This is a genomic window from Coprococcus sp. AF102-57 (assembly GCF_027686195.1).
In the GTDB taxonomy this organism is placed as follows: domain Bacteria; phylum Bacillota; class Clostridia; order Lachnospirales; family Lachnospiraceae; genus Allocoprococcus; species Allocoprococcus comes.
The window spans coordinates 84,072-110,751 of sequence record NZ_JAQCSY010000004.1 but is presented as its reverse complement, the minus strand read 5'-3'; the positions used below and the strand labels follow the sequence as shown (position 1 = coordinate 110,751).

23 protein-coding genes and 2 pseudogenes are annotated in these 26,680 nt (G+C 44.3%); 20 read left to right on the top strand and 5 right to left on the bottom strand.

All coding sequences use genetic code 11. The features are described 5' to 3' along the window. Positions 1–44 precede the first annotated feature (44 nt). Positions 45–422: a YdcP family protein gene (locus tag PGZ10_RS04080; protein WP_117514223.1), complete on the bottom strand. Its 378-nt coding sequence runs from the start codon at positions 420–422 to the stop codon at positions 45–47. A gap of 21 nt (positions 423–443) precedes the next feature. Continuing rightward, complete coding sequence (locus tag PGZ10_RS04075; protein WP_117514221.1) at positions 444–758, bottom strand: YdcP family protein; 315 nt, start codon at positions 756–758, stop codon at positions 444–446. Between the two features lie 228 nt (positions 759–986). Between PGZ10_RS04075 and PGZ10_RS16755 the strand changes: the two are divergent. Beyond that, a pseudogene (locus tag PGZ10_RS16755) lies at positions 987–1,211 on the top strand (manganese catalase family protein); the annotation flags it as partial. A gap of 176 nt (positions 1,212–1,387) precedes the next feature. Here PGZ10_RS16755 and PGZ10_RS04065 read toward each other — a convergent pair. After that, on the bottom strand, positions 1,388–1,723 hold the full coding sequence (locus PGZ10_RS04065; RefSeq protein ID WP_117556335.1) for a sporulation initiation factor Spo0A C-terminal domain-containing protein: 336 nt from the start codon (positions 1,721–1,723) through the stop codon (positions 1,388–1,390). 203 nt (positions 1,724–1,926) lie between these two features. Between PGZ10_RS04065 and PGZ10_RS04060 the strand changes: the two genes are divergently transcribed. The 3 genes from PGZ10_RS04060 to PGZ10_RS04050 are packed head-to-tail and all read left to right on the top strand — an operon-like array spanning position 1,927 to position 5,750. After that, positions 1,927–2,916, top strand: a complete 990-nt coding sequence (locus PGZ10_RS04060) for a leucine-rich repeat protein (protein WP_117823971.1) — start codon at positions 1,927–1,929, stop codon at positions 2,914–2,916. A gap of 24 nt (positions 2,917–2,940) precedes the next feature. Next, entirely contained in the window at positions 2,941–4,245 is a 1,305-nt protein-coding gene (locus PGZ10_RS04055; RefSeq protein WP_270540746.1) for a vWA domain-containing protein, read from the top strand. Further along, a complete protein-coding gene (locus PGZ10_RS04050) occupies positions 4,242–5,750 on the top strand; it encodes an ATP-binding protein (protein WP_270540743.1) in 1,509 nt (502 codons plus the stop codon). The genes PGZ10_RS04055 and PGZ10_RS04050 overlap by 4 nt, the downstream gene beginning before the upstream one ends. Before the next feature lie 519 nt (positions 5,751–6,269). Here the strand turns inward: PGZ10_RS04050 and PGZ10_RS04045 are convergent. Then, positions 6,270–7,490, bottom strand: coding sequence for an argininosuccinate synthase (locus PGZ10_RS04045; protein ID WP_008374664.1), 1,221 nt, complete (start codon positions 7,488–7,490; stop codon positions 6,270–6,272). Between the two features lie 385 nt (positions 7,491–7,875). Between PGZ10_RS04045 and proA the strand changes: the two are divergent. Next, positions 7,876–8,043, top strand: a pseudogene (gene proA / locus PGZ10_RS04040) (glutamate-5-semialdehyde dehydrogenase); the annotation flags it as partial. A 194-nt stretch (positions 8,044–8,237) separates the two neighbouring features. Further along, the gene (locus PGZ10_RS04035) at positions 8,238–8,744 is read left to right on the top strand and encodes a methylated-DNA--[protein]-cysteine S-methyltransferase (RefSeq protein WP_270540741.1); all 507 of its coding nucleotides are present in this window, start codon (positions 8,238–8,240) and stop codon (positions 8,742–8,744) included. 81 nt (positions 8,745–8,825) lie between these two features. Here the strand turns inward: PGZ10_RS04035 and PGZ10_RS04030 are convergent, their stop codons facing one another. Continuing rightward, complete coding sequence (locus tag PGZ10_RS04030; RefSeq protein ID WP_270540740.1) at positions 8,826–10,157, bottom strand: MATE family efflux transporter; 1,332 nt, start codon at positions 10,155–10,157, stop codon at positions 8,826–8,828. 825 nt (positions 10,158–10,982) lie between these two features. Between PGZ10_RS04030 and argC the strand changes: the two genes are divergently transcribed. The 14 genes from argC (at position 10,983) to hemW (ending at position 26,647) form a co-directional block, all read left to right on the top strand. Then, positions 10,983–12,023, top strand: coding sequence for an N-acetyl-gamma-glutamyl-phosphate reductase (gene argC, locus PGZ10_RS04025; protein ID WP_022220715.1), 1,041 nt, complete (start codon positions 10,983–10,985; stop codon positions 12,021–12,023). A 43-nt stretch (positions 12,024–12,066) separates the two neighbouring features. Next, complete coding sequence (locus tag PGZ10_RS04020) at positions 12,067–12,516, top strand: GNAT family N-acetyltransferase (RefSeq protein ID WP_044999341.1); 450 nt, start codon at positions 12,067–12,069, stop codon at positions 12,514–12,516. Between the two features lie 15 nt (positions 12,517–12,531). Further along, positions 12,532–13,755 carry a bifunctional glutamate N-acetyltransferase/amino-acid acetyltransferase ArgJ gene (gene argJ / locus PGZ10_RS04015; RefSeq protein ID WP_117823967.1) on the top strand — a complete coding sequence of 408 codons (1,224 nt, stop codon included), beginning with the start codon at positions 12,532–12,534 and terminating at the stop codon, positions 13,753–13,755. Between the two features lie 12 nt (positions 13,756–13,767). Continuing rightward, positions 13,768–14,655, top strand: a complete 888-nt coding sequence (argB, locus tag PGZ10_RS04010; protein WP_008374684.1) for an acetylglutamate kinase — start codon at positions 13,768–13,770, stop codon at positions 14,653–14,655. Positions 14,656–14,684: 29 nt separating this feature from the next. Beyond that, positions 14,685–15,866 carry an aspartate aminotransferase family protein gene (locus PGZ10_RS04005; protein ID WP_118217300.1) on the top strand — a complete coding sequence of 394 codons (1,182 nt, stop codon included), beginning with the start codon at positions 14,685–14,687 and terminating at the stop codon, positions 15,864–15,866. 78 nt (positions 15,867–15,944) lie between these two features. Further along, positions 15,945–16,376: a DMT family transporter gene (locus PGZ10_RS04000; RefSeq protein WP_008374687.1), complete on the top strand. Its 432-nt coding sequence runs from the start codon at positions 15,945–15,947 to the stop codon at positions 16,374–16,376. Between the two features lie 81 nt (positions 16,377–16,457). Continuing rightward, positions 16,458–17,120, top strand: a complete 663-nt coding sequence (locus tag PGZ10_RS03995; RefSeq protein ID WP_270540738.1) for a helix-hairpin-helix domain-containing protein — start codon at positions 16,458–16,460, stop codon at positions 17,118–17,120. A gap of 13 nt (positions 17,121–17,133) precedes the next feature. Next, a complete protein-coding gene (locus tag PGZ10_RS03990; protein ID WP_008374691.1) occupies positions 17,134–17,823 on the top strand; it encodes a response regulator transcription factor in 690 nt (229 codons plus the stop codon). Between the two features lie 88 nt (positions 17,824–17,911). Next, a complete protein-coding gene (locus PGZ10_RS03985) occupies positions 17,912–19,249 on the top strand; it encodes an ATP-binding protein (RefSeq protein WP_442872542.1) in 1,338 nt (445 codons plus the stop codon). A 5-nt stretch (positions 19,250–19,254) separates the two neighbouring features. Then, positions 19,255–20,181: a GerMN domain-containing protein gene (locus PGZ10_RS03980; RefSeq protein ID WP_195250876.1), complete on the top strand. Its 927-nt coding sequence runs from the start codon at positions 19,255–19,257 to the stop codon at positions 20,179–20,181. Positions 20,182–20,185: 4 nt separating this feature from the next. Continuing rightward, positions 20,186–22,420, top strand: coding sequence for a DNA internalization-related competence protein ComEC/Rec2 (locus PGZ10_RS03975; RefSeq protein WP_270540735.1), 2,235 nt, complete (start codon positions 20,186–20,188; stop codon positions 22,418–22,420). Further along, on the top strand, positions 22,417–23,406 hold the full coding sequence (gene holA / locus PGZ10_RS03970; RefSeq protein WP_270540734.1) for a DNA polymerase III subunit delta: 990 nt from the start codon (positions 22,417–22,419) through the stop codon (positions 23,404–23,406). The genes PGZ10_RS03975 and holA overlap by 4 nt, the downstream gene beginning before the upstream one ends. 38 nt (positions 23,407–23,444) lie before the next feature. Then, on the top strand, positions 23,445–25,256 hold the full coding sequence (lepA, locus tag PGZ10_RS03965; RefSeq protein WP_008374702.1) for a translation elongation factor 4: 1,812 nt from the start codon (positions 23,445–23,447) through the stop codon (positions 25,254–25,256). Positions 25,257–25,465: 209 nt separating this feature from the next. After that, positions 25,466–26,647 carry a radical SAM family heme chaperone HemW gene (gene hemW, locus PGZ10_RS03960; RefSeq protein WP_270540733.1) on the top strand — a complete coding sequence of 394 codons (1,182 nt, stop codon included), beginning with the start codon at positions 25,466–25,468 and terminating at the stop codon, positions 26,645–26,647. The last annotated feature ends 33 nt before the right edge of the window (positions 26,648–26,680 follow it).

Sequence of the window (26,680 nt, the reverse complement as noted above, 5' to 3'; positions counted from 1 at the left end):
AAATTTAACTTTTATTATTTATAAAACGCAATAGGTTTATCAAGTTATTTTGCTATTAGGTGGTCTTTCTTTGGTGTCTGCGGATTCATGGCAGCCCCTCTTTTTAGGACAATATCCTCTGCCTTGATGTACCAGTCCACCTCTGCTCCCTGAAAGGTAGCCGTTGCCACGGTATCTGCCACTGGATTGATAAGTTCCACCTCTGCGTTGTAATCGAACTCCTTTAATGGCACGCTGGCAGGGATAGAAACCTGAATCATACGCCCCTGTCCTCTGGATTTTAAGTCATAGGTACGCTCCTTGATTTCTTCTGATACCGAGCCGTCTTCATTCTGGAGGTGAACCTCACGGCGGAGGGCAGAAAATTTCAATGCCCCGAATGTTGCTTCCTTGTCAATCACAATTCCGTTTGCTAATCTCATAGTCTGATGTCCTCCTTTTCCTTACGCTTTTACCATATCGTCAGCGTGTAAAATGTAGTTAGTAAAGCCCCTTGTGCCAATTTTATAGCCCTCTGCGATAATACGGGGATTGACGAGCTTCACACGTTCCTCAAAGTCAAAATGCTTCTCTCCGGCTTCGGCAGGGAGAATAACCACAATATCATCTGCCCTCTGTATGTCTGAATAAAGATTGAAGCTGCGAGAAAGTACCGCCATGCGTCCGTTGATTCTTCTCTGTTCTGTTTTGTCTTCTCCGGCAAACTCCAAGTTGCCGAATGTCTTTTCCATGTTGGGGATAACGAATTTTAATTCCATATAGATGTACCTGTCCTTTCTGAATGTTGTGTTTGATGGTTGGTTTCGGGTTACGGTCTGGAAGCGGAGGGGAACGCTCCGGCGGTGGTGATTTCTTCGTGGTATCACATCCTTTCTGGCTTTAGGGTAAAAAAATAGACGCTCATTTCTGAACGTCTGAATTGATACACTGGAAAGGCGGAATATCTGCTTTACCCTCTATATTTTTGTATATGTTGTACTTACAAGGTCGCCCCAGAACAGAAAGCCAGGACGACGTATGACAACATTTTAAGGCTTGTAAAAGACCCGGAAGTATGTGATCCGATTCGTTTTTTGAGAAAGCGGGAAATTGTACATTACCAAAGATTTGGAGAAAGTTTAAGAATCGTTCAGGATAATCTGAACAGTAAGAACTTTTATGCAATCAATCCGGAGTTTGATAAGGATTCAAATTGTAGCTGTGGCAACTAAAACAGCGAGTATGGAAAAACGTCCCCAATTATAAAAAATATGTTATAAAAATCCGGTTCGATAAACAAGGTGCAACCTCATAGGCTGCACCTTGTTTAATGCCGGCCTACTAATGTTATTCTGTATATACCATGCTGATATGCGATAATGCATAAATTCTACGCAGTATCTTATAATTAACGAGGGGAATGATCCTGGATATAATCCGCCAGCATCGAAATAAATTCGGATGCGGTCGGTTTGTCAAATACAGGATAACCAAGCAGCGGGCTTAAAATTTTATTAGAATTCTGATTCCAATAACTGTTGATCATTGTGCGGATGGCGGCTTCAACGCACATGTTGGAAACGCCATACTGCTCGCCGACAACACGGTAGAGATTAGAGGTTACGTTCTTCATATAAAATTCCTGATCTTTGAGAACGAGAGCGACTGCTGAAGCAAGATAGTTATAACCAGAGTAGGTGGAACGGAGACCGGCTTTTCTTAATACATGCCTGACGTCATACATAAGTACCTCCTTCAAATATTCATACCGACTATCTAACTATAGAATAAAGGAATTCTATAGATATGTAAATAATTTTGTTCATAACGATACATTTCGTGAAATTTCGATATATTGTGTGAAGTGGATAATGGAAAAATCTGCTTTTTTTTGCTATAATCCTTAATTGGATAGAACAGACAGAATCAATTTCAGGAGTGAAATTTATGAAGATACAATATCAGAAAATAGAAAACGGACTTGAAATTCTCAGGATCTGGCAGGATTCAGGAATCATAAAAGTACCGGAGCAGATAGAGGGAATTCCTGTCATCCGCATTGCTCCATATACATTTTCACTGCATAAAGATGAAGAAGAGAAAAATGCATCTGTTTATCAGACAGAGACAGATGAAGAGGATGATCGTTTTGCGCAGCCGGAAGAACTCTGCTGTGGTGGAATAGTAAGGGAGATCCATCTTCCGTCTACCGTACAGTCAATTGGAAATTATGCGTTTTATGGATGTATGAATCTGAAACTTTTCCATGGGACAGATGCAATCGTGCGGATGGGTAGCGGGGTATTTACCGGATGCCGTCTGGAGAAGGTGGAGATTGATTTTATGGATGGAAATAAGTCCTGTCTTAAGGAAATTCTGACGGAGATCCGGTATCAGATCATTGCAACACTGCGTTATCAGGGAACGGAGACGAAGATCCTGTTTCCGGAATATTACGCAGATGCGGTGGAAAATACGCCGGCGCGGATCGTGGAGACGCATTATTATGGTTCCGGTGGAGAGTACAGGGAGTGCTTTTACCGGCGGGAACTGGATTATGGAAAATACGACCGGCTGTTTGCACTTTCTGAAGCAAGAGATTCGGAAGAGGCAATTTTCAGTGTGGCTCTGACGCGTCTGCGATATCCGTGGAAGCTGGAAGATGCGGCGAAGTTGCGCTATGAAAATTATGTAAAGGCGCATATGGAAGAAATTGGAGAAAGCTGTATCCATGCGGTGAAAGAAAGACGCGAAATCGCCGCCGGAGATCCGCAGGAGGTTCTGCTTTTTTGCTGCAGAGAGCATTATTTTGATGAACAAGCGTTGGGAAAAACGATTACTTATGCGGCAGATGCAGGACAGACCGAGATTTCAGCTATTTTGATGGACGAGCGTTACCGTAGTTTTCCAAAAAAGAAGAAAAAGTTTGTATTGTAAAAGAAGGTGGAAAGATTGGAAGAAATGTCATTAGAACAGGGTCTGGAAGAAATCGGACATAAAATACTGGTTCTGACGAGGAACGAACTGTATATGAAGATGAGATTTATGGATGTGGCGCTTTCGGCATTTTATTATGTACAGGATTTTTCGGTAGACCTTCTTGCTACAGACGGAGAGACAATGTATTTTAACGGGCAGATGCTGGGAGGTGAGTACAGGCAGAACCGGATCTGGGTAAACCGCGCCTATCTACATCTGGTTCTGCACTGCATTTTCCGACATGTATTTCGCAGAAATGGACGGGAAGAGCTTGTATGGAACCTGGCGGCGGATATTGCGGTAGAATCTGTGATTGATGACTGGAACCTCCAGAATATACGAAAAAGCCAGTCCTGGATCAGACAGAGAACCTACCGGGATCTGAAAGAGGAAATCAAGGTATTTACAGCGGAAAAAATTTATGGAGTACTGGTAAGATGGAAGCTTTCGGACAGAGAGATGGAGCGCATGGCCCAGGAATTTACCGTGGATGATCACAAGTACTGGGCAAAAGATGAAGATGATGAAAAACAAAGCGAAATGAACCAGAGGTGGCAGGATATCAGCGAGAAAATGCAGACCGATATGGAAACTTTTTCGAAAGAAGCAGCATCAAATACCGGGCATTTTTTGGATCAGGTCCGGGTAGAGAACCGACAGCGATATGACTACCGCAGCTTTCTGCGCAAATTTGCTGTGCTGAAGGAAGAGGTTACCGTGGATGATGACAGCTTTGATTATGTATTTTACAGTTATGGATTGCGCCTTTATGGAAATATGCCTCTGATCGAGCCGCAGGAGTGGAAAGAAGTGAAAAAAGTGGAGGATTTTGCAATCGTGATCGATACTTCCATGTCCTGTTCAGGAGATCTGGTAAAAAAATTCCTGGAGGAGACCTATGGCATTTTAAGTGAAGCAGAGAGCTTTTTTCAGAGAGTCAATATCCACATTATACAATGTGATGACCAGGTGCAGTCGGACAGGAAGATTACCTGTAAAGAAGAATTACAGGAATATATGGAAAAGCTGGATCTTGCCGGGGAAGGTGGAACGGATTTCAGACCGGCGTTTGCCTATATTGATGATCTGATCGCGACGCACCGGTTCACTGAACTGAAGGGTGTGATCTATTTTACCGATGGACAGGGGATTTATCCGCAGAAAATGCCTTTGTACCAGACCGCGTTTGTATTTATGGACGACGGGGCAGAAGAACAGGAAGTTCCGCCGTGGGCGATGAAACTGGTTCTGGATGAAGAAGATTTGAGAGGAGTGAGAAATAGATGAATATTAAACGTGCAAAACAGGAAATCAAGGATGCGGTGCAGGCATACCTGATGAAGGATGAATATGGAGAATATCAGATTCCGGCAATCCATCAGAGACCGATCCTTCTGATGGGACCTCCGGGAATTGGAAAAACACAGATCATGGAGCAGATTTCAAGGGAATGTAAGATCGGATTGGTTGCGTATACGATCACGCACCATACCAGACAGAGTGCGATCGGGCTTCCATTTATTCAGAAAAAGATCTACGGTGGAAAAGAGTATTCGGTAACCGAGTATACGATGAGTGAGATCATTGCTGCTGTATATGAAAAGATAGAGCAGAGCGGCATGAAAGAGGGAATCCTGTTTATCGATGAGATCAACTGTGTTTCAGAGACGTTGGCGCCGACTATGTTGCAGTTTTTACAGTGCAAGATGTTTGGTAATCAGAGTGTGCCGGAGGGATGGATCATTGTGGCGGCAGGGAATCCGCCGGAATATAATAAGTCGGTGCGGGAATTTGATGTGGTGACACTGGACCGGATCAAGCGGATCGATGTGGAAGCTGATTTTGATGTCTGGAAGGAATATGCGTATCAGGTTGGAATCCATCCTGCTGTGCTTTCTTATCTGGAGCTTCGAAAAGAGAATTTCTATCGTATGGAAAATACAGTAGATGGAAAAATGTTTGTCACAGCCAGAGGATGGGAAGACCTGTCAAGGTTGATCCATGTTTATGAAAAGCTTGGTAAAGAGGTGGATCGTGAGGTTGTGCATCAGTACCTCCAGCACTGGAAGACAGCGAAGGATTTTGCAAATTATCTGGAGCTTTACCGAAAGTATCAGAAGGAGTATGGACTGGAGCGGATCCTTGCAGGATATTATGAAAAAGATACCTTAGAACGTTTGAAATTTGCGTCGTTTGATGAGCGGCTGAGTGTGGTAAATCTTCTGGTCGGAAAGATGGCAGAACTTTTTAAAGAAGAATATGAGATGGAAAAATTTGTGGAGGGACTGTTTGCTCAGCTGTGTGCTTATAAAGAGGAATTGCAAAAGGAAGGTGCGGTTCCGGGAGAGGTCCTTGCTGCGAAAATTCAGTCTCTTAGGCGGGAAGTTGAACAGAAGAAGGCCGCCGGACAGCTTACAAAGGCGGAAATGCACCGTATGGAGCGTATTTTATGCAAATTGGAAGAATACCAGAAAGTTCCGGAATTTGAGTCTGTAAAGGCCACATTTGACAGCGAAGAAGAGCAGAGAGAGCAAATGGCAGATAAGACACTGGAAACGCTGAATCACTGCTTTGAATTCCTGGAATCTGCTTTCGGCGAGAGCCAGGAAATGGCAGTATTTGTCACGGAACTCAACAGTAATGTGTACAGCATTGCGTTCCTGCGGGAAAATGACTGTGCGATGTATTACAAATACAACAAAGGTTTACTTTTGGATGAACGCCGTGAAGAAATCCTGGAACAGATGGATGCCGTGGAAAATGTAGTGGAAAGAGGACTGGTTGAAGATTAAAGAGCAAGAACTGACAGAATAAGAACGACTGTGCCTGTGGTATCATATAATGATAGAAAGCAGAAGAAATGAGAATGAAATTCATGCCAGATCTGCAATTTTGTAAGGAACTTCCCGAAATAAAACCAGGGGAGTATCGCCTGAAATATGATCTCACTTTGCGCGCGTCTCCCGGTCTTGGAACTGCGTTGTGCCGGGGAAACTATCACTGGGAGAGCTGCCTGAAAGCGGAAAGTAAGGTGTATATCTGTCAAATCAGATATTTGAGCAGATCTGTATGGGGATTGATAGAGAATACGGGGTGGATATGCCTTTATATGAATCATAAATGGCTGATAACTACTATAGCATAATTATAAAAATGACATTTTATGCTTGACGAGCCTGTTGGAGTGAAACTTACATTTCATGTAGACCCTCGCCAAAAGCGGAACCTTTTAAGCGTTGGCTTGCTCAGAAAAAGGACGCTGATAATTTCATATCAACGTCCTTTAAATCTGTCAGTATGGGGATATACAATTATTTGTTGTTTACCTCAAGATTCTTCATCGCACGAACCTTCAGCGGAAGTCCGAACAGAGTGATGAATCCGCTTGCATCATGATGATCGTACATATCACCAGTTGTGAAGCTTGCCAAAGATTCATTGTAAAGTGAGTATGGAGAAGTAGTTCCGGCTTTAATGATATTTCCTTTGTAAAGTCTGAATTTAACTTCACCTGTAACATATTTCTGGGTAGATTTTACGAAAGCACGAAGAGCTTCACAAAGTGGTGTGAACCATTTTCCTTCGTATACAACCTGAGCGAGTTTGTTGCCAAGATCTTTCTTAACTTCCATGGTAGCACGGTCGATAACCAGTTCTTCAAGCTGTTTGTGAGCTTCCATCAGGATTGTTCCACCAGGAGTTTCATAAACACCACGGGATTTCATACCAACAACACGGTTCTCGACGATATCAACGATACCGATACCATGCTTGCCGCCAAGTTCGTTGAGTTTGCGGATGATATCAGAAACCTTCATGGCTTCGCCGTTGATTGTCTTCGGAACACCTTCTTCAAATGTCATAGTTACATATTCATCTTCATCCGGTGCATTTTCCGGTGTATTTCCAAGAACAAGAAGATCAGCGTAATTTGGTTCGCAGGATGGATCTTCAAGTTCCAGTCCTTCGTGGCTGATGTGCCATAAGTTACGGTCACGGCTATAGCTGTGGCTTGCGTCAAACGGAAGATCGATTCCGTGAGCTTTACAGTAAGCGATCTCATCGTCACGTGACTGAAGTGTCCACAGATCTGTCATTCTCCAAGGAGCGATGATCTTAAGATCCGGGGCAAGAGCCATGATAGAAAGCTCGAAACGGATCTGGTCATTTCCTTTTCCGGTAGCACCGTGGCAGATAGCAGTAGCACCTTCTTTTCTTGCTACTTCAACAAGTCTCTTGGAGATTGCCGGACGAGCCATAGAAGTTCCGAGAAGGTATGCATTTTCGTAAACAGCATTTGCCTGTACACATGGCATAATATAGTTGTCACAGAAATCATCAGTGATATCTTCGATGTATAATTTAGAAGCACCTGCGAGTTTTGCTCTTTCATCAAGACCATCCAGCTCTTCGCCCTGTCCGCAGTCGATACAGCAGCAGATAACTTCGTAATCAAATGTCTCCTTTAACCAAGGGATCAGTGTGGTAGTATCAAGACCACCAGAATATGCAAGAACTACTTTTTCTTTCATTGTATATAAACCTCCTAAAAATTTTCTTTTGTATTCAATTCACAACCCACTATACACCATTTTTTATATTTATGCAATAATAAAATGAAAAAACTTTTAAAAATGTTATTTTATGCAAATAAAAGTAAAAATATACATAAAATATGCATAATTATGTATAAAAAGGAAAGAGAGTAATAAGAAAAAAGAAGGATAGAAGAAGATTAAACAGAAAATATAAAGATAAATCAGAAAAATACTTGACATTTACACAAAAACCCGTAAAATATAACAAAAAGTAACAAGGTAACACGCTAAAGGAAGAAAGGAACCGGCGAGATGAGTGATATGCATAAAATGAATAAGAATAACATATTTGATTATGTTCTGACATTGCCGGTAGAAGGCAGTGTATGTCAATGCGTCAACCAGATTTACTGACGGAAACGAATTTGGATTCGGGGCGGAAATCGGAATCAGTACCCAGAAACTTCATGCCCGCGGACCGATGGGGCAGGAAGCCCTTACCACGAAAAAGTATGTGATCTTTGGAAATGGACAAATTCGCGGATAAGAAGATTGACAGGAAAAAATCTCCATTTTATAATTTGAATGATACAAAAGTTAAGGAATTTTGTTTTTATTTTTAAGATGTTGGGGTCCAAAGGTATTTTGACCCCTTTGATACCAGATTGCTACGTGCTTTGCACTCTCGCAATCCTCAAAAACATGGGTATCAGGACGGATGAAAAAGGGGAAGAATGAAAAATGCTGTATGTAAGCTACTATGATTCGCCGATCGGGAAAATTACGCTTGGAGCACGGGAGGATGTACTTGTCGGTGCATGGTTTGAAGGACAGAAATACTATATGGACAAGATTATAGAAGATTTTGAGGAGAAGAAAGTCTTGCCGGTACTGGATCAGGCAGAGTACTGGCTGGATCGGTATTTTGCAGGGCAGGATCCGGATCCGGAAGAACTTCCTCTTGCACCTGCAGGAAGTGATTTCCGAAAAGAAGTATGGAAGATTATCGCAAAAATCCCATATGGATGTACCATTACTTATGGAAAGATCGCAAAGATCCTTGCAGTAAAACGGGGCGCGAAAAGTATCTCGCCGCAGGCAGTCGGAGGTGCGGTCGGACATAATCCGATCTCTGTGATTATTCCATGTCACCGGGTCATCGGAAGCGACGGAAGCCTGACCGGATATGCCGGTGGACTTGAAAAGAAAGAATGGCTGCTTGCACATGAAGAAGCGCATATCAGATAAGTGATCATCAAAAATGGTGGCTCGTAGTGAGTCACCATTTTTGATGATCTGGAGAAATTCGTAAGAGTCCGATCCTGTATTCTATTTTCCGGATTTTTCACATAACCATCGGTAAGCAATGATGCAGATGATCACAGACAATAAGGAGCCGGTAGCGGTTGCGAATCCCATCGGAAACAGTGTATGCGGGAAAATTTTTGAAGTCAGATAAACACCGGGAATACGCACGCATAAAATAGCGATCAGGTTATGTAAAAATGAAATTCCAGATCTTCCGCATGCACAGAAGTATCCGCTGAAACTGAAATGAACGCCGGCAAAAATACAATCCCAGATATATCCGCGAATGTACTGTGCGCCGAGAAGAATAACGGCTGCGTCTGCAGTGAAAAGTCCGACAACCGGAGCTGCGATAAACTGGATCAATATAGAGACGACCAGACCAAATCCAATGGCGATCATCATGGCATAGCGAAGCGTCTGCTTTGCACGGTCATACTTTCCGGCACCGATATTCTGAGCTGCGAGTGCAGAAACAGTCGAAAGCATGGAAGACGGAATCAGGAACAGAAAGCTGATGATTTTTTCCACAATGCCGACAGCAGCGGCTGCGTTCAGTCCGCGCCGGTTGGCAATGATCGTAATAATAATGAAAGCAATCTGAATAAATCCGTCCTGAAGCGCTACTGGAATCCCAATATTCAGAATTTTGTCAAGCGGTTTTTTCTGTGGGCGGAAACAGTCTCCGGAAAGAGAAAGTCCGGTCTGCTTACGTTTAATGGCAATCAGTGCAAACAGAACACTGCACGCTTGGGAAAGTGTTGTGCCAAGCGCAGCACCGGAAGCTCCCAGATGGAAAAATCCGATAAACAGATAATCCAGTATAATATTCACCGCACATGCAACTGCGATGAAATACATCGGACTTTTAGAATCTCCCAGTCCGCGGAAAATCGAACTGATCACATTATACGCCGTAATAAAAGGAATCCCGAGAAAACAGATCGTCAGATAAGCTGCCGTTCCTGACACAGCCTCCGCAGGTGTAGACATCACGGCAACAGCCGGCTTCACAAAAAACAGAAGCAAAACCGCCAGCACCAGAGAAATCCCCATAAACAAAATCACCGTATTTCCCACAAACACAGAAGCCCTTTTCTTATCGCCCGCTCCAATAGACTGCCCGATTGAAACTGTAGCCCCCATCGCAAGCCCCACGATCATCACCGTCAACATATGCATCACCTGGCTCCCAATCGAAACCGCTGTTGTACTGGCAACCCCATCAAACTGCCCAACAATAAAAAGATCCGCCATCCCATAAAGTGTCTGCAAAAAATAAGATAAAAAATAAGGTAGCGAAAAATAAATCACATTCCGAAAAACACTCCCCGAAGTAAGATCCCGTTCCATAAAATAACAACTCCTTTACAATCACTTCCTTAATAGTAATTGAATTTTCCTAAAATAGTCAATAAAAAGTTCTATCCAAACCATGCACCTACCAGAGAGAATTGCATCTGGTTTGAGAATAATTCATTCTTTTAAAGGAACAGCAAAAGATGAAATAGTAGATCAGTTGTTCTTTGGTTTTTTTGAAAATGCATAATAATACATAAAAATAAATATAAATGCATAAAAATAGGCGATTACACGTAAAAATACACAAAAATATGCATAAAAATCAAAAAAACCACTTGCTTTCCAAAATAAAACCATGTATACTAAACCAATCGGAAAATAAAATAATGATTTTCCTATAGAGAATCACTGATGCAGAGAAAAGTAGATTACCAATAAATCACCCATTTCCAAGGGAGACAGGCGCCAAACTTCCAATCCTCATGCTATCAAGCATGAGGCCGGAAGTCTGACGCCACATCTCCCGCCCGTCGCACCACAATGAATCGACAAGCATCAGCCCCACCCAATTGGAGAATGTTCCCATTCGTCAGTGCACAGCTCCTGCGCGAAATATCTTTGCTAAGCAACCCCTCGAAAACGCCGGCACTTGGCAAGGCGAGCGTAAGCAAAGCCGAGCCTAGTACCGCTGCGTTTGAGCGGAGCGCAAGCGCGGTTGCGTGCAAACATATTTCGCGCAGGAGCGTCCCCGCACCAATCAAAAAAACATTCCCCCAATTCCCGCGAACCCCTTTACAATAGGGATTAATGGGTTTATAGTATTTATGATTATGCCTATCTATACACAAATACGGCATTTACGAAAGGATGGTTTACATGATTAAAGCAGGAATCATCGGTTCTACCGGTTACGCCGGAGGAGAACTGGTTCGCATTTTAACAGGACATAAAGACGTAGAAATTAAATGGTTTGGCTCAAGAAGCTATATCGATAAGAAATATGCAGATGTATACCGCAATATGTTTCAGATCGTAGATGCGGTATGTTTAGATGATAATATGGAACAACTTGCAGATCAGGTAGATGTGATTTTCACAGCAACTCCACAGGGACTGTGCGCATCATTAGTTAATGAAGAAATCTTATCAAAGGTTAAGATCATCGACTTGAGCGCAGATTTCCGTATCAAAGATGTCAAGACTTACGAAAAATGGTACGGTATTGAGCACAAGAGCCCGCAGTTTATCGAAGAAGCAGTTTACGGACTGTGTGAAGTGAACAGAGAAGATATCAAAGGCGCAAGACTGATCGCCAATCCTGGATGCTATACAACATGCTCCATCCTGACTGCTTATCCGCTGGCAAAAGAAGGACTGATCGATATGGATACGCTGATCATTGATGCCAAGTCCGGAACATCCGGAGCAGGAAGAGGGGCAAAGGTTCCGAACCTGTACTGTGAAGTCAATGAGAATATGAAAGCATACGGTGTGGCAACACACAGACATACACCGGAGATCGAGGAACAGCTTGGATATGCGAGCGGCAAAGAGGTTGTGATTAACTTTACACCGCATCTGGTTCCGATGAACAGAGGAATCCTGGCAACAGAGTACGCGAAGCTTACAAAGGATGTTACCTGGGAAGAAGTAAAAGCAGTTTACGATAAATATTATGCAAATGAAAAATTTGTCCGTGTTCTGGAGAAAGATGTTTACCCGGAAACAAAATGGGTAGAAGGAAGCAATTATGTCGATATCGGATTTAAGATCGATCCGAGAACAAACCGTATCATTATGATGGGTGCGATCGACAACCTGGTAAAAGGTGCAGCAGGACAGGCTGTACAGAACATGAACCTGATCTTTGGACTTCCGGAAAGTGAAGGTCTTGATCTGGTTCCGATGTTCCCGTAGAACATGGCAGAAAAAGAAAAGGAATGGAAAATATATGACAACAATTATTCGTGCGATGACAGTAGAAGATTATGACCAGCTTCATGCACTTTGGATGCGGATCAAAGGATTTGGAATTCGGAGCATAGATGATTCAAAAGAAGGCGTGGAACGATTCCTGAAAAGGAATCCGACAACCAGTGTGATCGCCGAAATAGACGGAAAAGTAGTAGGAGGAATCCTCTGCGGACACGACGGAAGAACCGGATGTTTTTATCATGTATGTGTAGATCCGGCGTACCGCTGTCATGGGATCGGAAAGAGCATGGTTGCCTATGCAATGTCAGCTCTGAAAGAGGAACATATCAACAAGATCACACTGATCGCATTTACCAAGAATGATATCGGCAATACGTTCTGGAATACGATCGGATGGACCAAGAGACCGGATGTCAACTACTATGAGTTTGTTTTAAATGAGGAAAATATTACAGCATTTATCGAAGAGGGCTAAAGGAGGCTATATACGATGAAGATTATCGAAGGCGGTGTGACCGCAGCAAAAGGATTTGAGGCAGCATCAACAGCAGCAAAGATCAAATATCAGGACAGAACCGACATGGCAATGATCTACAGCCAGGTTCCATGTGAATGTGCAGGAACATTTACTACAAACGTTGTAAAGGCAGCATGCGTAAAATGGGATCAGCAGGTTGTAAAGAGCGGTGCAAAAGCACAGGCTGTGATCGTCAATTCCGGAATTGCCAATGCATGTACCGGTGCGGAAGGATTTGGCTATTGCAAGGACACAGCAGATGCGGCAGCAGAAGCTCTTGGAATTAATGCAGACGGTGTACTGATCGGATCGACCGGTGTCATTGGAAAGCAGCTTCCAATTGATCGCATCGTGGCAGGGGTAAAGGCTCTTGCTGAAAAGAAAAATGATACACTGGCAAACGGAACTGAGGCAGCAAAAGCAATCATGACGACTGATACCTGTGAAAAACAGATCGCAGTAGAGATCGAGGTTGCCGGAAAGACCGTTACCATCGGTGGTATGGCAAAAGGATCTGGTATGATCCATCCGAATATGTGCACCATGCTCAGCTTTATCACAACAGATGCAGCAATCACAAAAGAGGCACTTCAGAAAGCCCTCAGTGATGATGTCAATGATACATACAATATGATTTCCGTAGACGGAGATACTTCTACAAATGATTCTGTAGTTCTTCTTGCAAACGGAATGGCTGAAAATGAAGTGATCACGGTAGACAGTGAAAGCTATAAGACCTTTGCGGAAGCATTGCATGAGATCAACGAATACCTTGCAAAGAAGATCGCAGGTGACGGAGAAGGAGCAACTGCTTTATTTGAAGTAACTGTAGTTGGTGCAGATACAAAAGAGACTGCAAAGACACTTGCAAAATCAATTGTATGCTCAAATCTTACCAAGGCAGCAATTGCAGGACATGATGCAAACTGGGGAAGAATCCTCTGTGCAATGGGATATTCCGGAGCACAGTTTGACCCGGAAAAGGTGGATCTGTTCTTTGAGAGCAAGGCAGGAAAGATCCAGATCATCGAAAATGGTACAGCGGTAGATTACAGTGAAGAAAAAGCAACGGAGATCCTCTCACAGGAAGAAGTAAAAGCAGTTGCTGATGTGAAGATGGGAAGCGAAAGCGCAACCGCATGGGGATGTGACCTGACTCACGGATATATTGACATCAATGCAGATTACAGAAGCTAGGAGGTAAGCAAAATGGATCAGGATATGCAGCAGTATCTGGACAAAGCAGAAGTTCTGATTGAGGCGCTTACTTATATTCAGCGTTTCAACCGTAAGATCATCGTTGTAAAATACGGTGGAAGTGCAATGCTGGACGAAGAACTCCAGAAAAATGTCATCAAGGATGTTACATTCTTGAAATTGGTTGGATTCAAACCGATCATCGTTCACGGCGGTGGAAAAGAGATCAGTAAATGGGTAAGTAAAGCCGGAATGGAGCCGAAATTCATCGACGGACTTCGTGTGACGGACGCAGAGACCATGGAAATTGCAGAGATGGTACTGAACAAGGTTAATAAAAATCTGGTTCGTATGGTCGAAGAACTTGGTGTCCGTGCTATCGGTGTCAGTGGAAAAGACGGCGGACTTTTAAGAGTTGATAAAAAGCTTTCCATGACAGGACAGGACGTTGGATTTGTAGGAGATATCAAGAAGGTCAATGCAGAGGTTCTTCTGGATCTTCTGGATAAAGATTTTCTCCCGATCGTATGCCCGGTCGGAATCGATGATGATTACAACACTTATAATATCAATGCGGATGATGCAGCTTATTCGATCGCAAAAGCGGTTCATGCTGAGAAGCTTGCGTTCCTCTCTGATATTGAAGGGGTATACAGAGACTACGAGGATAAATCTTCTCTGATCACAGCTCTTACTGTAGATCAGGCGAATGAACTGATCGAAAGCGGAGCAATTTCCGGAGGAATGATCCCGAAACTGCAGAACTGTGTAGGAGCGATTGAAAACGGAGTGTCCAGAGTCCATATTCTGGATGGAAGAATTCCGCACTGCCTGCTTCTTGAGATTTTCACGAAGAAGGGTATCGGAACTGCAATTTTAAGAAACGGTGAAGAAGATTAAAGGGAAGACAAAGAAAGAAGGTAATTCTTATGGCAAATCAGTATATGCAGGAAGAGGACGACGCGATTTTAAAAACTTATAACCGTTATCCGGTTGTATTGGACCATGGAGACGGCGCATACCTCTATGATCCGGAAGGAAAGAAATATCTGGATTTCTCAGCAGGATATGCAGTATCTTCTCTGGGATATAACAACAAGGAATTTAATGATGCATTAAAGGCTCAGATTGACAAGATGATCCATACATCAAACCTGTATTATAATACAACCTGCGGTAAAGCAGGAGAAGATCTGAAAAAGATCACCGGTATGTACAAGGTATTCTTCACAAACAGTGGTGGAGAAGCAATCGAAGGTGCGATCAAAACTGCAAGAAAATATGCGTACACAAAAAAAACCGGACGTTATGAATTTATTGCAATGGAGAATTCATTCCACGGCAGAAGTATGGGTGCAGTTGCACTTACCGGACACAAAGAATACAGAGAGCCATTTGAACCGGTTATGCCTGGTGTACATTTTGCAATCTACAATGATCTTGACAGTGTAAAAGCACTGGTAAATGATAAGACCTGCGCGATTATTCTGGAAACAATCCAGGGCGAAGGCGGAATCAACGCAGCGACAAAAGAATTTATGCAGGGAATCCGTAAGATCTGTGATGAGAACGGAATCCTGATGATCTGCGATGAAGTACAGTGTGGTATGGGACGAAGCGGTGCATGGTTTGCATGGCAGCAGATGGGAATCACACCGGATATCATGACAATGGCGAAAGCAATCGGAAGCGGTGTTCCGGTCGGCGCATTTGCGATGACAAAAGAAGTTGCAGATAATTCGCTGGTACCGGGAGATCACGGAACTACATATGGTGGAAACCCACTTTGCTGTGCAGCGGTCAGCAAGACTATTGAGATCTTTGAAAAAGAGCATATGCTCGATCATGTCAATGAAATCGCACCATATCTGACACAGAAACTGCAGGAAATCGTGGATACCTGCGATGCAGCCGTTAAAGTAAAGGGAAGAGGATTGATCCAGGGACTTCAGATCACCAAGCCGCTGGGTGAAGTGACAGCCAAAGCGTTGGAAGAAGGACTTCTGATCATCGGAGCTGGAACAGATGTGATCCGAATGATCCCACCGCTTGTTATCGGTAAAGAACAGGTAGATGAGATGGCAGAGATCCTGAAAAAAGCACTTGCATAAAGTCGGTGCCTGATAAAAATAAGAGAATAAAAGAGCCGGTCATCGGATATACTTTCAGAAGAAAAGGAGGTATGAAAGATGACCGGATTTTTTATTGCCCTGCTGTCGGGAGCGCTGATGAGTGTGCAGGGGGTATTTAACACCCAGGTAACAAAGACGACAGGAATGTGGGTGAGTAATGCCTGGGTGCAGCTTAGTGCATTTGCCATCTGCCTGGTAATGTGGCTGATCATGGGAAGGGACAGTATTGCCACGATAGGAGAGGTGCAGCCTAAATATATGCTGCTTGGCGGTGTGATCGGAGCAGGGATCACCTGGACCGTGATCAAAAGTATGGCGCAGCTCGGGCCTGCAAAGGCGGCACTTCTGATCGTTATGTCTCAGCTTATTGTGGCGTATCTGATTGAACTGGTGGGATTATTTGGTGTGGAAAAAGAGCCATTTTCCTGGAGAAAAGTGATCGGTATGGGGATCGCTCTGATCGGCACGACAATTTTTCAGTGGAAATAGGTTGTCTTTTGGAAAAAAATTCGTTACAATAATCATGTCTTGGAAGTACGAGGGGACGTGCTCTGCGGAAAAGGAGTATGTATGCGGAAAAGAAGACGGATTTTATATCAAATATGTGGAATTTTCCTTGGAATCTGCTGTATGCTGTCAGCATGCCATGAAAAAGAAGAGACCTTTACCAGTGTGGCTGCTGCAGAAGCGGATGCCGGGGATAAGAAAAATGAGGCAGAATCAAAGGCTGCCGAAGAAAAGCCGGATAAGGCAAAAGCAGATCCGGGTGGTGAAGAAAAAGAAGGTTCGATCTGGGTGTATGTATGTGGCGAGGTGGCATCACCCGGTGTATATGAACTGCAGGAAGGAGACCGCATCACGCATGCCATAGAAGCAGCGGGAGGTCTGACGGAGGCAGCAGGACAGGTTTATCTGAATCAGGCAGCACATCTGACAGATGGACAAAGGATTTATGTGCCATCCAGAGAAGAAGAACAGACTTTGAAAGAAGAAGGTTCACCATCGGATATGGCAGATGCCGGGATGGGAAAAGACACAGGAATAATAAACCTGAACACCGCGACAAAGGCTGAACTTTTAAGCTTAAGCGGGATTGGCGAGTCCCGCGCGGAAGCAATTATTGCTTATAGAGAGACAAACGGTGGATTCAGGAAGATAGAGGATCTGAAGAAAGTGGACGGGATCAAGGAAGGAATCTTTCAGAAGATCCGGGAGCAGATAACGGTAGAGTAGAGGAGTGCGCAAGATGGGCAGAAAAGTATTGGTAGTAGATGATGAAAAGCTGATCGTGAAAGGACTGAGATTCAGCCTGGAACAGGATGATATGGAAGTTGACTGCGCATACGACGGTGAGGAAGCACTTGAGATGGTAAAAAGAAAAGAGTATGATATGATTCTTCTGGATGTCATGCTTCCAAAATACGATGGATTTGAAGTATGCAGACAGATCCGTGATTTCTCAGATGTACCGGTCATCATGCTCACTGCGAAGGGCGAGGATATGGACAAGATCCTCGGGTTGGAATATGGCGCAGATGATTACATCACAAAGCCGTTCAACATTCTTGAGGTTAAGGCCAGAATGAAGGCAATCATGCGCAGGGTCGCTAAAAAAGACGGGATGAGCGCGAGCGGTAAAGTTGTGGTAAAGGGAGATCTGAAGATCGACTGTGAAAGTCGGAGAGTTTTTTCCGGGGACAGGGAACTGAATCTTACCGCAAAAGAATTTGATCTTCTGGAGCTTCTTGCGATGAATCCGAACAAGGTTTACAGCAGGGAAAGTCTTTTGAATATTGTCTGGGGATATGAGTATCCGGGAGATGCAAGAACGGTAGATGTACATATCAGACGACTGCGCGAGAAGATTGAAGTAAATCCAAGTGATCCGAAATACGTTTACACAAAGTGGGGAGTTGGCTATTATTTCAGGGGTTAAATTTTTTGTACCAAAATTCATAAAAAGTCTGCAAGTGCGGGTAACGGTGATCCTGAGCGTATTTGTCATATTATCCAGTGTGATCCTGATGAATGCGATTCTGCAAAGCTATGATCAGAGAACCGTATCCGTGCGCACAGCAGAGATTCAAAACCAGTGTATGATTCTGAGTAATCAGCTGGTCAATTCTGATTATCTGAAAACGGGAGTTTCTGATGTGATCGATACAGAACTATCACAATTATCCAATATTTACAATGGAAGAGTGCTTGTTATTGATGATGAATTCCGGATTGTGGAAGATACCTATGATCTGGAGGAGGGAAAGACGATCATTTCCGAGGATGTAGTCAAATGCTTCCGCGGCGAGAAGCCGGCAAGTTATGACAGAAAGAGCCGGTACATTGAAGTGGCAGTCCCGGTCAAAAAAGGGGAAGAGCCGGTAAAAGGAATGATTTTGGTCAGTGTTTCTACAGACAGTCTGCGTGACAATGTAGAGGCATTGCAGTCAAAGGCAAGAATTTCAACGGTTGCAATCAGTATTATCGGGATCTTTTTATCAGCAATCATCGGTATGCTGCTTGTAAGGCCGCTGAAAAGGATGTCTCAATCGATCGAGGAGATGGCAGGAGGCTATGGAGATAATTATCTCCATGAAAATGCTTATGATGAAACGGAACGGATTTCCAATGCATTTAATAAGCTGTGGGACCGCTATAAAGTACTGGATGCATCGAGAGAAGAGTTCGTGGCAAATGTATCCCATGAGTTGAAGACACCGTTGACCTCTATGAAGGTGCTGGCGGATTCACTGCTGATGCAGCCGGATGCACCGACGGAGATTTACCGGGAATTCATGGGTGATTTGTCCGAAGAAATCGAGCGGGAGAATAAGATCATCAATGACCTTCTGGATCTTGTAAAACTGGATAAGAAGGGTGCAAACTTAAATATTAAGAGTCAGGATGTTAATGAACTGGTAGAACGGATTCTCAAAAGATTACAGCCACTTGCGGCAAAAAGTAATATTGAACTGGTATTTGAGAGTTTTCGTCCGGTGACAGCGGAGATTGATGAGGTAAAGATTGCACTTGTGATCACGAATCTGGTGGAAAATGCGATCAAGTACAATAAAGAGAACGGATGGGTACACGTGTCTTTAAATGCGGATCATAAGTATTTTTATCTGAAGGTTGCGGATTCTGGAATCGGGATTCCGAAAGAAGATACGGATCATATATTCGAGCGGTTTTTCCGTGTGGACAAATCCCATTCTCGTGAGATCGGCGGAACTGGTCTTGGGCTTTCGATTGCAAGAAATGCGGTTGTCATGCACCGCGGTGCGATCAAGGTCTACAGTGAACCGGGAGAGGGAACGACATTTACAGTCCGGATCCCGCTTACTTATATCAAGAGGGAAGGGTGAGAAGAATGAAAAAAAATTACCAGATCATAAGCATTCTTCTTGCAGTGTGTCTTCTTACAGGCGTTGTGGGATGCAGAAAAAAGGAGCAGAAAGCAGATGCAAAATACACGATTTACCAGATTAACCAGAGCGGAACGGCGCTGGTTCCGAACGGCTATGATGGAACAGGAAAGTCGGCGGACGAAGAAGTAAAAGGAATGCTGTCTGCGCTGCAGAAGTGTGATGACGAGGTGAAGGCACAGGCGGCACTGCCGAAAAAGGTAAAACTGGAGAGATACACTCTGGAGGATGAAAAGCTGATCCTGTACTATAATGCTGCTTACGGAAAGATGGATACGGTAAGAGAGGTTCTGTGCAGGGCAGCGCTTGTCCGTTCACTGACGCAGATCGATGGAGTGGATCTGGTGATGATCTGTGTAGATGGAACGCCACTTACGGATAAAAAGGGGAATACTTATGGATACCAGCAGGCAGAAGATTTTGTACAGAACACAGGCTCTTCTATTAACTCTTTCCAGGAGATGAAGCTTACGCTGTATTATGCAGATTCATCTGGAGAAAAGCTGCAAAAGGAAGAGGATACGGTGCGGTATAACAGCAATGAGTCGAAGGAACGGGTTGTAGTGGAACAGCTGATGCGAGGACCATCCAATAACAGACTGCTTGCTACCATACCAAAAGGAACAAAGCTGCTGGGTGTGTCGATCAAAGATCATATCTGCTATCTGAATTTTGATGAAGGACTTCGGAACATTGCTCCGGGAGTCAGTCCGGAGACGGTGATCTATTCCATCGTAAATTCAGTGATCGATGGTGGAAATGTCTCTGAAGTACAGATTTCAATCAACGGAGACAGCAGTATTGTATATCAGGAGAGTATAAAGCTGGATGAACCTCTGAGCAGAAACCAGGAAATGATAAAGGAGGATTGATCGGTTGATCAAGCGAAGACTTGGTTTTGCCGGAATACTTCTGGCAGGACTGATTCTGGTACTGTATCTGACAGGGGGAGGAAAGATTTTTGGAAGACTCGGTGTGTCAAGGTGTGAGAAGCTCTGGAAAGAGTCGGAAGAAGTGATGGTGGAAGGAGAGGTTTATCAGAAAACCAGAAAAGAAGAAAAACTGATCCTGTATCTGAAAAAAATACAGATCAGAGAGATGGGGAATGGAAAAGCAGTCGCTGACGAGAGGCTGCTTGTCTATCTGGATGAAAAGGGAAATGGTCCGGAAATCGGACAGCGGATTCTGGTTAAAGGCAATGTGGGATTTTTTGATCCGGCGGCCAATCCGGGCAATTTTGACCAGAAAAATTATTATAAGCAGCAGAATATCCAGGCAGTCTTATGGAAAGGGAAGGTTCTGGAAAAACAGGTGAAAAAGACTTCCTTCCGCGAAAAGCTGTGGCAGTTTAGGAACCGGACCGCAGATGAGATCTGCAGAGAGATGGGAAAGCGTCGAGGGGGTATTTTGTGTGCGGTTCTTCTGGGAGATTCTTTTTATACAGAAGAGAAAGTGAAAGAACTTTACCGGGTGGCAGGGATCGGGCATCTGCTGGCTATATCCGGTCTGCATATTTCTTTTTTTGGCAACGGACTTTACCGGGGGCTTAGGAAAACCGGATTTTCTATTTTACAGGCCGGTGTAGTGGGAAGTCTGCTTCTTGGGAGCTATGTGGTGATGACTGGAATGAGTGTTTCGGCACTGCGGGCGTTTACCATGTTTCTGATCCGGATGGGAGCAGAGCTGACAGGAAGGGAATACGATGGATTGACGGCACTTGGGATTGCGGAAATTGGTTTGCTTCTGGCAAATCCGTTGCGGCTTTTTACGGCAGGGTTCCAGCTTTCTTTTGCTGCGGTTCTCGGTATCTATCTGATTGGTTTGGGAAATAAAAAAGGCAGATTTTCAGACAGTGTCCGGATGTCGGTGAGGCTCTGGCTTTTTCTGCTGCCAGTTACATTGTGGCACTATTATGAAAACTGCCTGTATGCGCCAGCCTGGAATCTTCTGGTAATTCCGATGGCATCCGTGCTTCTGTTTTGCGGGAGTGCAGGGATGGCAGTCATGCTGATTCCGTGTGGGGCAGGAGATATAATGCAGAGCGCACTTTGGAAAATAACAGAGTGGATTTTGCTTTTTTATGAAAAAGGGAGCGGTCTGCTCCTGGAACTTCCGGGGGCAAGGTGGATTCCGGGAAGACCACGGCTCTGGCAGATTGCCTGTTATTATGGGGTTCTTCTATTTTATTTGTGGAGAAAAAGGAAGGAAAAGAAAGAGGGCAGACAAACCGGGAAATGGGTGGTAAGACAGCTTGTGACAGCTGGGATCCTGCTCATCCTGCTCGGGATCCCAAAGTGGAAACGAGGGCAGATGGAGCTGACTATGCTGGATGTGGGACAGGGCGACTGTTTTTTCTTTCGGGACGGAAACGGAAAAAATTACCTGATCGACGGCGGAAGCAGTTCGGTAGATGCAGCAGGAAGATACCGGTTGGAACCATTTTTAAAATTCCGGGGCGTGAAGAGGCTGGATTATGTGTGGGTGACGCATGGGGATGTGGATCACTTAAATGCAGTGGAAGAACTTCTGGAACGGAGAAAGTATGGAGTAGAAATCCAGTATCTGATTTTTCCGGAACAGAAATATTGGGATGAAAGGCTTATTAAATTATGTAATCTGGCAGAAGAGGCAGGAACGAAGGTACGGGTAATGGAGATGGATACTATTTTTCTGTCTGGAAAATTGAAGATGCGTTGTCTCTGGCCTGGAGAAGGTGAGCCATCTGAAAATGGAAATGAAAATTCTCTGGTACTTCACCTGCAATATGGAAAAATTACCATGCTTTTTACCGGAGATCTGGAAAATACCGGAGAAGAGCTGTTGGCAGAGAGAATAAAGAATCTCCGGAAAAAAGGAGAACTTCCGGCGTGTTATGATCTGCTGAAAGTCGGACACCACGGATCAAGAAATGCGACCGGCGAAGAGCTTCTGGAAGTGATTCGACCACGGGTAGCATTCTGTTCATCCGGAAAAGAAAACCGTTATGGACATCCGCATGCGGAAACACTGGAAAGACTTGCAAAATGGGGCGTAAGCCTATATAATACGAAAGACAGAGGTGCTGTCAGTATGTATACAGATGGAAGGGAATATGGTATCCAAAGTCCATGAAAAGTTTGAATGAAGATTTAAAGACAGGACAGTTTAAGCAGATTTATCTTCTGTACGGCGAAGAAGCTTATCTGAAAAAATTATATAAAAACCGTTTCGTCAAAGCGATGGTTCCGGAAGGTGACACGATGAATTATCGTTATTTTGAGGGAAAGAACACGAACCCGAAGGAGATTATCGACCTTGCCGAGACCTTACCTTTTTTTGCAGAGCGCAGGCTGATCGTTCTGGAAAATACCGGTTTTCTGAAAAATGCGACACCGGAGCTGGCAGAATATCTGAAGAACATGCCGGAGACCACTTATATGATCTTTGTGGAATCAGAGCTGGATAAGAGAGGAAAGCTCTACAAAGTGATCAAGGAGAAAGGTCATATTGTAGAACTGAAGCGGCAGGATGAAAAGACACTGATCCGCTGGATCCTTGGGATGGCGAAAAAGGAGAAGCTTCAGATGTCGGAGGCAGCAGTGCGCTATCTGCTTGCAAAGACTGGTAATGACATGGAGAATCTCGGGCAGGAGCTGGAAAAATTATTCTGTTACTGCATGAACCACACGGAGATCACGGCAGCAGATATTGATGAAATCTGTACTACGCAGATCGGAAACCATATTTTTGATATGGTAGATGCAGTTGCAGCAAAAGAGCAGAAAAAAGCGCTGGATTACTATTATGATCTTCTGACACTGAGGGAACCGCCGATGCGGATCCTCTACCTGCTGACCAGACAGTTCCGTATCCTGATGGAGGTAAAAGAGATGGACCGTACTGGGGTTCCGCCAAAAGAGATTGCCGCCAAGGTGGGAATCATGCCATTCCTGGTAGGAAAGTACCGGGCACAGGCGAAGGCATTTACCAGGAAAGAGCTGCGTGGGATCGTAGAAGCCGGTGTACAGACGGAAGAAGATGTAAAAACCGGAAAGATGGGAGATATCCTCTCGGTGGAACTCTTTCTGGTGCAGTACAGTAGCAAACGGGAAAAGTAATCAGATATAGATAAGAAGAAAAAGGAGAGACTGAAAATATGCATATGGATCAGAAAAAGATTCGGAATTTTTGTATTATTGCACATATTGACCATGGAAAATCCACACTGGCGGACCGTATTATTGAACAGACAGGTCTTCTGACCAGCAGAGAGATGCAGGCACAGGTGCTGGATAACATGGATCTGGAAAGAGAACGTGGTATCACAATCAAATCACAGGCAGTCCGCACGGTTTATAAGGCAAAGGATGGGGAGGAATATATCTTTAATCTGATCGATACTCCGGGACACGTAGACTTTAACTATGAAGTGTCACGGAGTCTTGCAGCCTGTGATGGAGCGATCCTGGTCGTTGATGCGGCACAGGGCGTAGAAGCGCAGACACTGGCAAATGTATATCTGGCACTGGACCATGATCTGGATGTCATGCCGGTTATCAACAAGATCGATCTTCCAAGCGCAGAGCCGCAGCGTGTGATCGAAGAGATTGAAGATGTGATCGGAATTGAAGCGCAGGATGCACCACTGATCTCGGCAAAGACAGGGCTTAATGTAGATCAGGTTCTGGAACAGATCGTGACAAAGATCCCTTCTCCGACAGGAGATCCGGATGCACCGCTTCAGGCACTGATTTTCGATTCCCTCTATGATCCGTATAAAGGCGTTATCGTATTCTGCCGTATCAAAGAAGGATGTATCACGAAAGGAATGCCGATTCATATGATGGCGACAGGTGCAACTGCCGATGTTGTGGAGGTTGGATATTTTGGTGCCGGACAGTTTATCCCTTGTGATGAGCTTTCAGCAGGAATGGTTGGATATTTTACAGCCAGCCTGAAAAATGTAAAGGACACCCGTGTGGGTGATACCGTAACAGGTGCGGAAAATCCATGTTCTGAGCCTCTTCCGGGATATAAAAAGGTCAACCCGATGGTGTACTGCGGAATGTATCCGGCAGACAGCTCCAAATACCCGGATCTGAGAGATGCACTGGAAAAACTGCAACTCAACGATGCGGCACTTCAGTTTGAACCGGAGACCTCTCTTGCGCTGGGATTTGGTTTCCGCTGTGGTTTCCTTGGACTTTTGCATCTGGAGATCATTCAGGAGAGACTGGAAAGAGAATACAATCTGGATCTGGTGACAACTGCGCCGGGCGTTATCTACAAGGTGCACAAGACCAACGGAGAAGTGATCGACCTGACCAATCCGTCTAATCTTCCGGATCCGTCAGAAATTGATTTTATGGAAGAGCCGATGGTAAAAGCAGAGATTATGGTGACATCCGAATTTATCGGTGCGATCATGGATCTGTGTCAGGAAAGACGTGGCGAATATCAGGGAATGGAATACATCGAAGAGACCAGAGCGGTATTGAAATACCACCTGCCTCTGAATGAGATCATCTATGATTTCTTTGATGCGCTCAAATCCAGATCCCGCGGTTATGCGTCTTTTGATTATGAAATGCTCGGCTATGTCAAATCTGATCTGGTCAAGCTGGACATCCTGATCAACAAAGAAGAAGTGGATGCTCTTTCCTTTATTGTATTTGCGGGAAGTGCTTATGAGAGAGGAAGAAAGATGTGTGAGAAGCTCAAAGAAGAGATTCCGAGACAGCTTTTTGAGATTCCGATCCAGGCAGCTGTCGGAAGCAAGATCATTGCCCGTGAAACAGTAAGAGCCATGCGTAAGGACGTACTTGCCAAGTGCTACGGCGGTGATATTAGCCGTAAGAAGAAGCTTCTGGAAAAGCAGAAGGAAGGAAAGAAGCGTATGCGCCAGGTTGGAAATGTAGAAATTCCACAGAAGGCATTTATGAGTGTATTAAAACTGGACGACAAATAGACAGACAAAGGATAATCGAGCAGGCTGACTCCTACTCGATTCGTATACTTTGTACACTATCTCGCTTAACAGCTCGATGATGTACATTCGCCAAGTACAGATTCTTGTGCAAGCACAAATCTGTACTTGGCTCATCGTATACACAAAAAGGCAGGAGCGGTTTCCGAGGGAAAGGTTCCTGCCTTTTGCACAGAAAAGGAGAAAAGCAGATGCAGCCTTTAGAACTATATATTCATATTCCGTTTTGTGTGAAAAAATGTGCATATTGTGATTTCCTTTCCGGTCCGGCTGGAGAAAAGGAAAAAGAGGAATATGTGAAAATGCTGGTCGACGAGATCAGAAACTGTCCGGATACAGTGCAGAATTACAGGGTGATTTCCATTTTTTTCGGAGGCGGAACCCCATCTCTTCTTACCGGTGAGCAGATTGGGCGGCTGATGGATACGGTCAGGGAAATATTTACGTTGGATGAGGACGCAGAGATCACTATGGAAATGAATCCGGGAACGGTAACGGAAGAAAAACTGCGAAAGTACAGACAGGCAGGGGTGAACCGTCTGAGTATCGGTCTGCAGTCGGTCAATGATGAGGAACTTCGTCTGCTTGGAAGAATCCATACTTATGAAGAATTTCGGGAAGCATATCATCTGGCGAGAGCCAATGGTTTTTCAAATATCAATGTAGACCTGATCTCGGCAATTCCGGGGCAGACGGTGGAAAGCTGGAGGCGTACACTGGAGCAGGTAATGGCACTTTCCCCGGAGCATATTTCTGCATATAGTCTGATCTTGGAAGAGGGAACAACTTTCTATAAAAAATATGTAGAAGACGAGGCAAAAGAAGGGCCAAAGCTTCCGGATGAGGATGCGGAGCGTCAGATGTACTGGGATACGGAAACGCTGATGGAGAAGAACGGATATCACCGTTACGAGATTTCCAATTATGCTAAGGAGGGATATGCCTGCCGGCACAACCTGGGATATTGGGAGAGAATTCCGTATCTGGGATTTGGAATTGGTGCGGCATCTCTGGTTCCCGGGGATCTGATTGGAAAATGCAGGAAGCTGGAAGGAAAAATGAGTCGCTACACGAACCCGGATCAGTTAAGGGAGTATGCACATTCCTACAGGAACAAATTTCAGGCAGAGCTTCTGACAGAAACTGAGGAGATGGAGGAATTTATGTTTCTTGGATTGCGGAAAATGAACGGAATCTCAAAAAAAGAATTTTCAGAGTACTTTGGGAAGAGTCTGGAGGATATTTACGGTGAACCGATCTGCAAACTGGAAAGATTAAAGCTTCTTGAGCAGGATGATGACAGAGTATGGCTTACAAAACGGGGGATCGATGTCAGCAACAGTGTGTTTGTAGAGTTTCTGCTGGAAGAGTAAAATTTGGAAAATCAGAAAAATATAAAGTATACT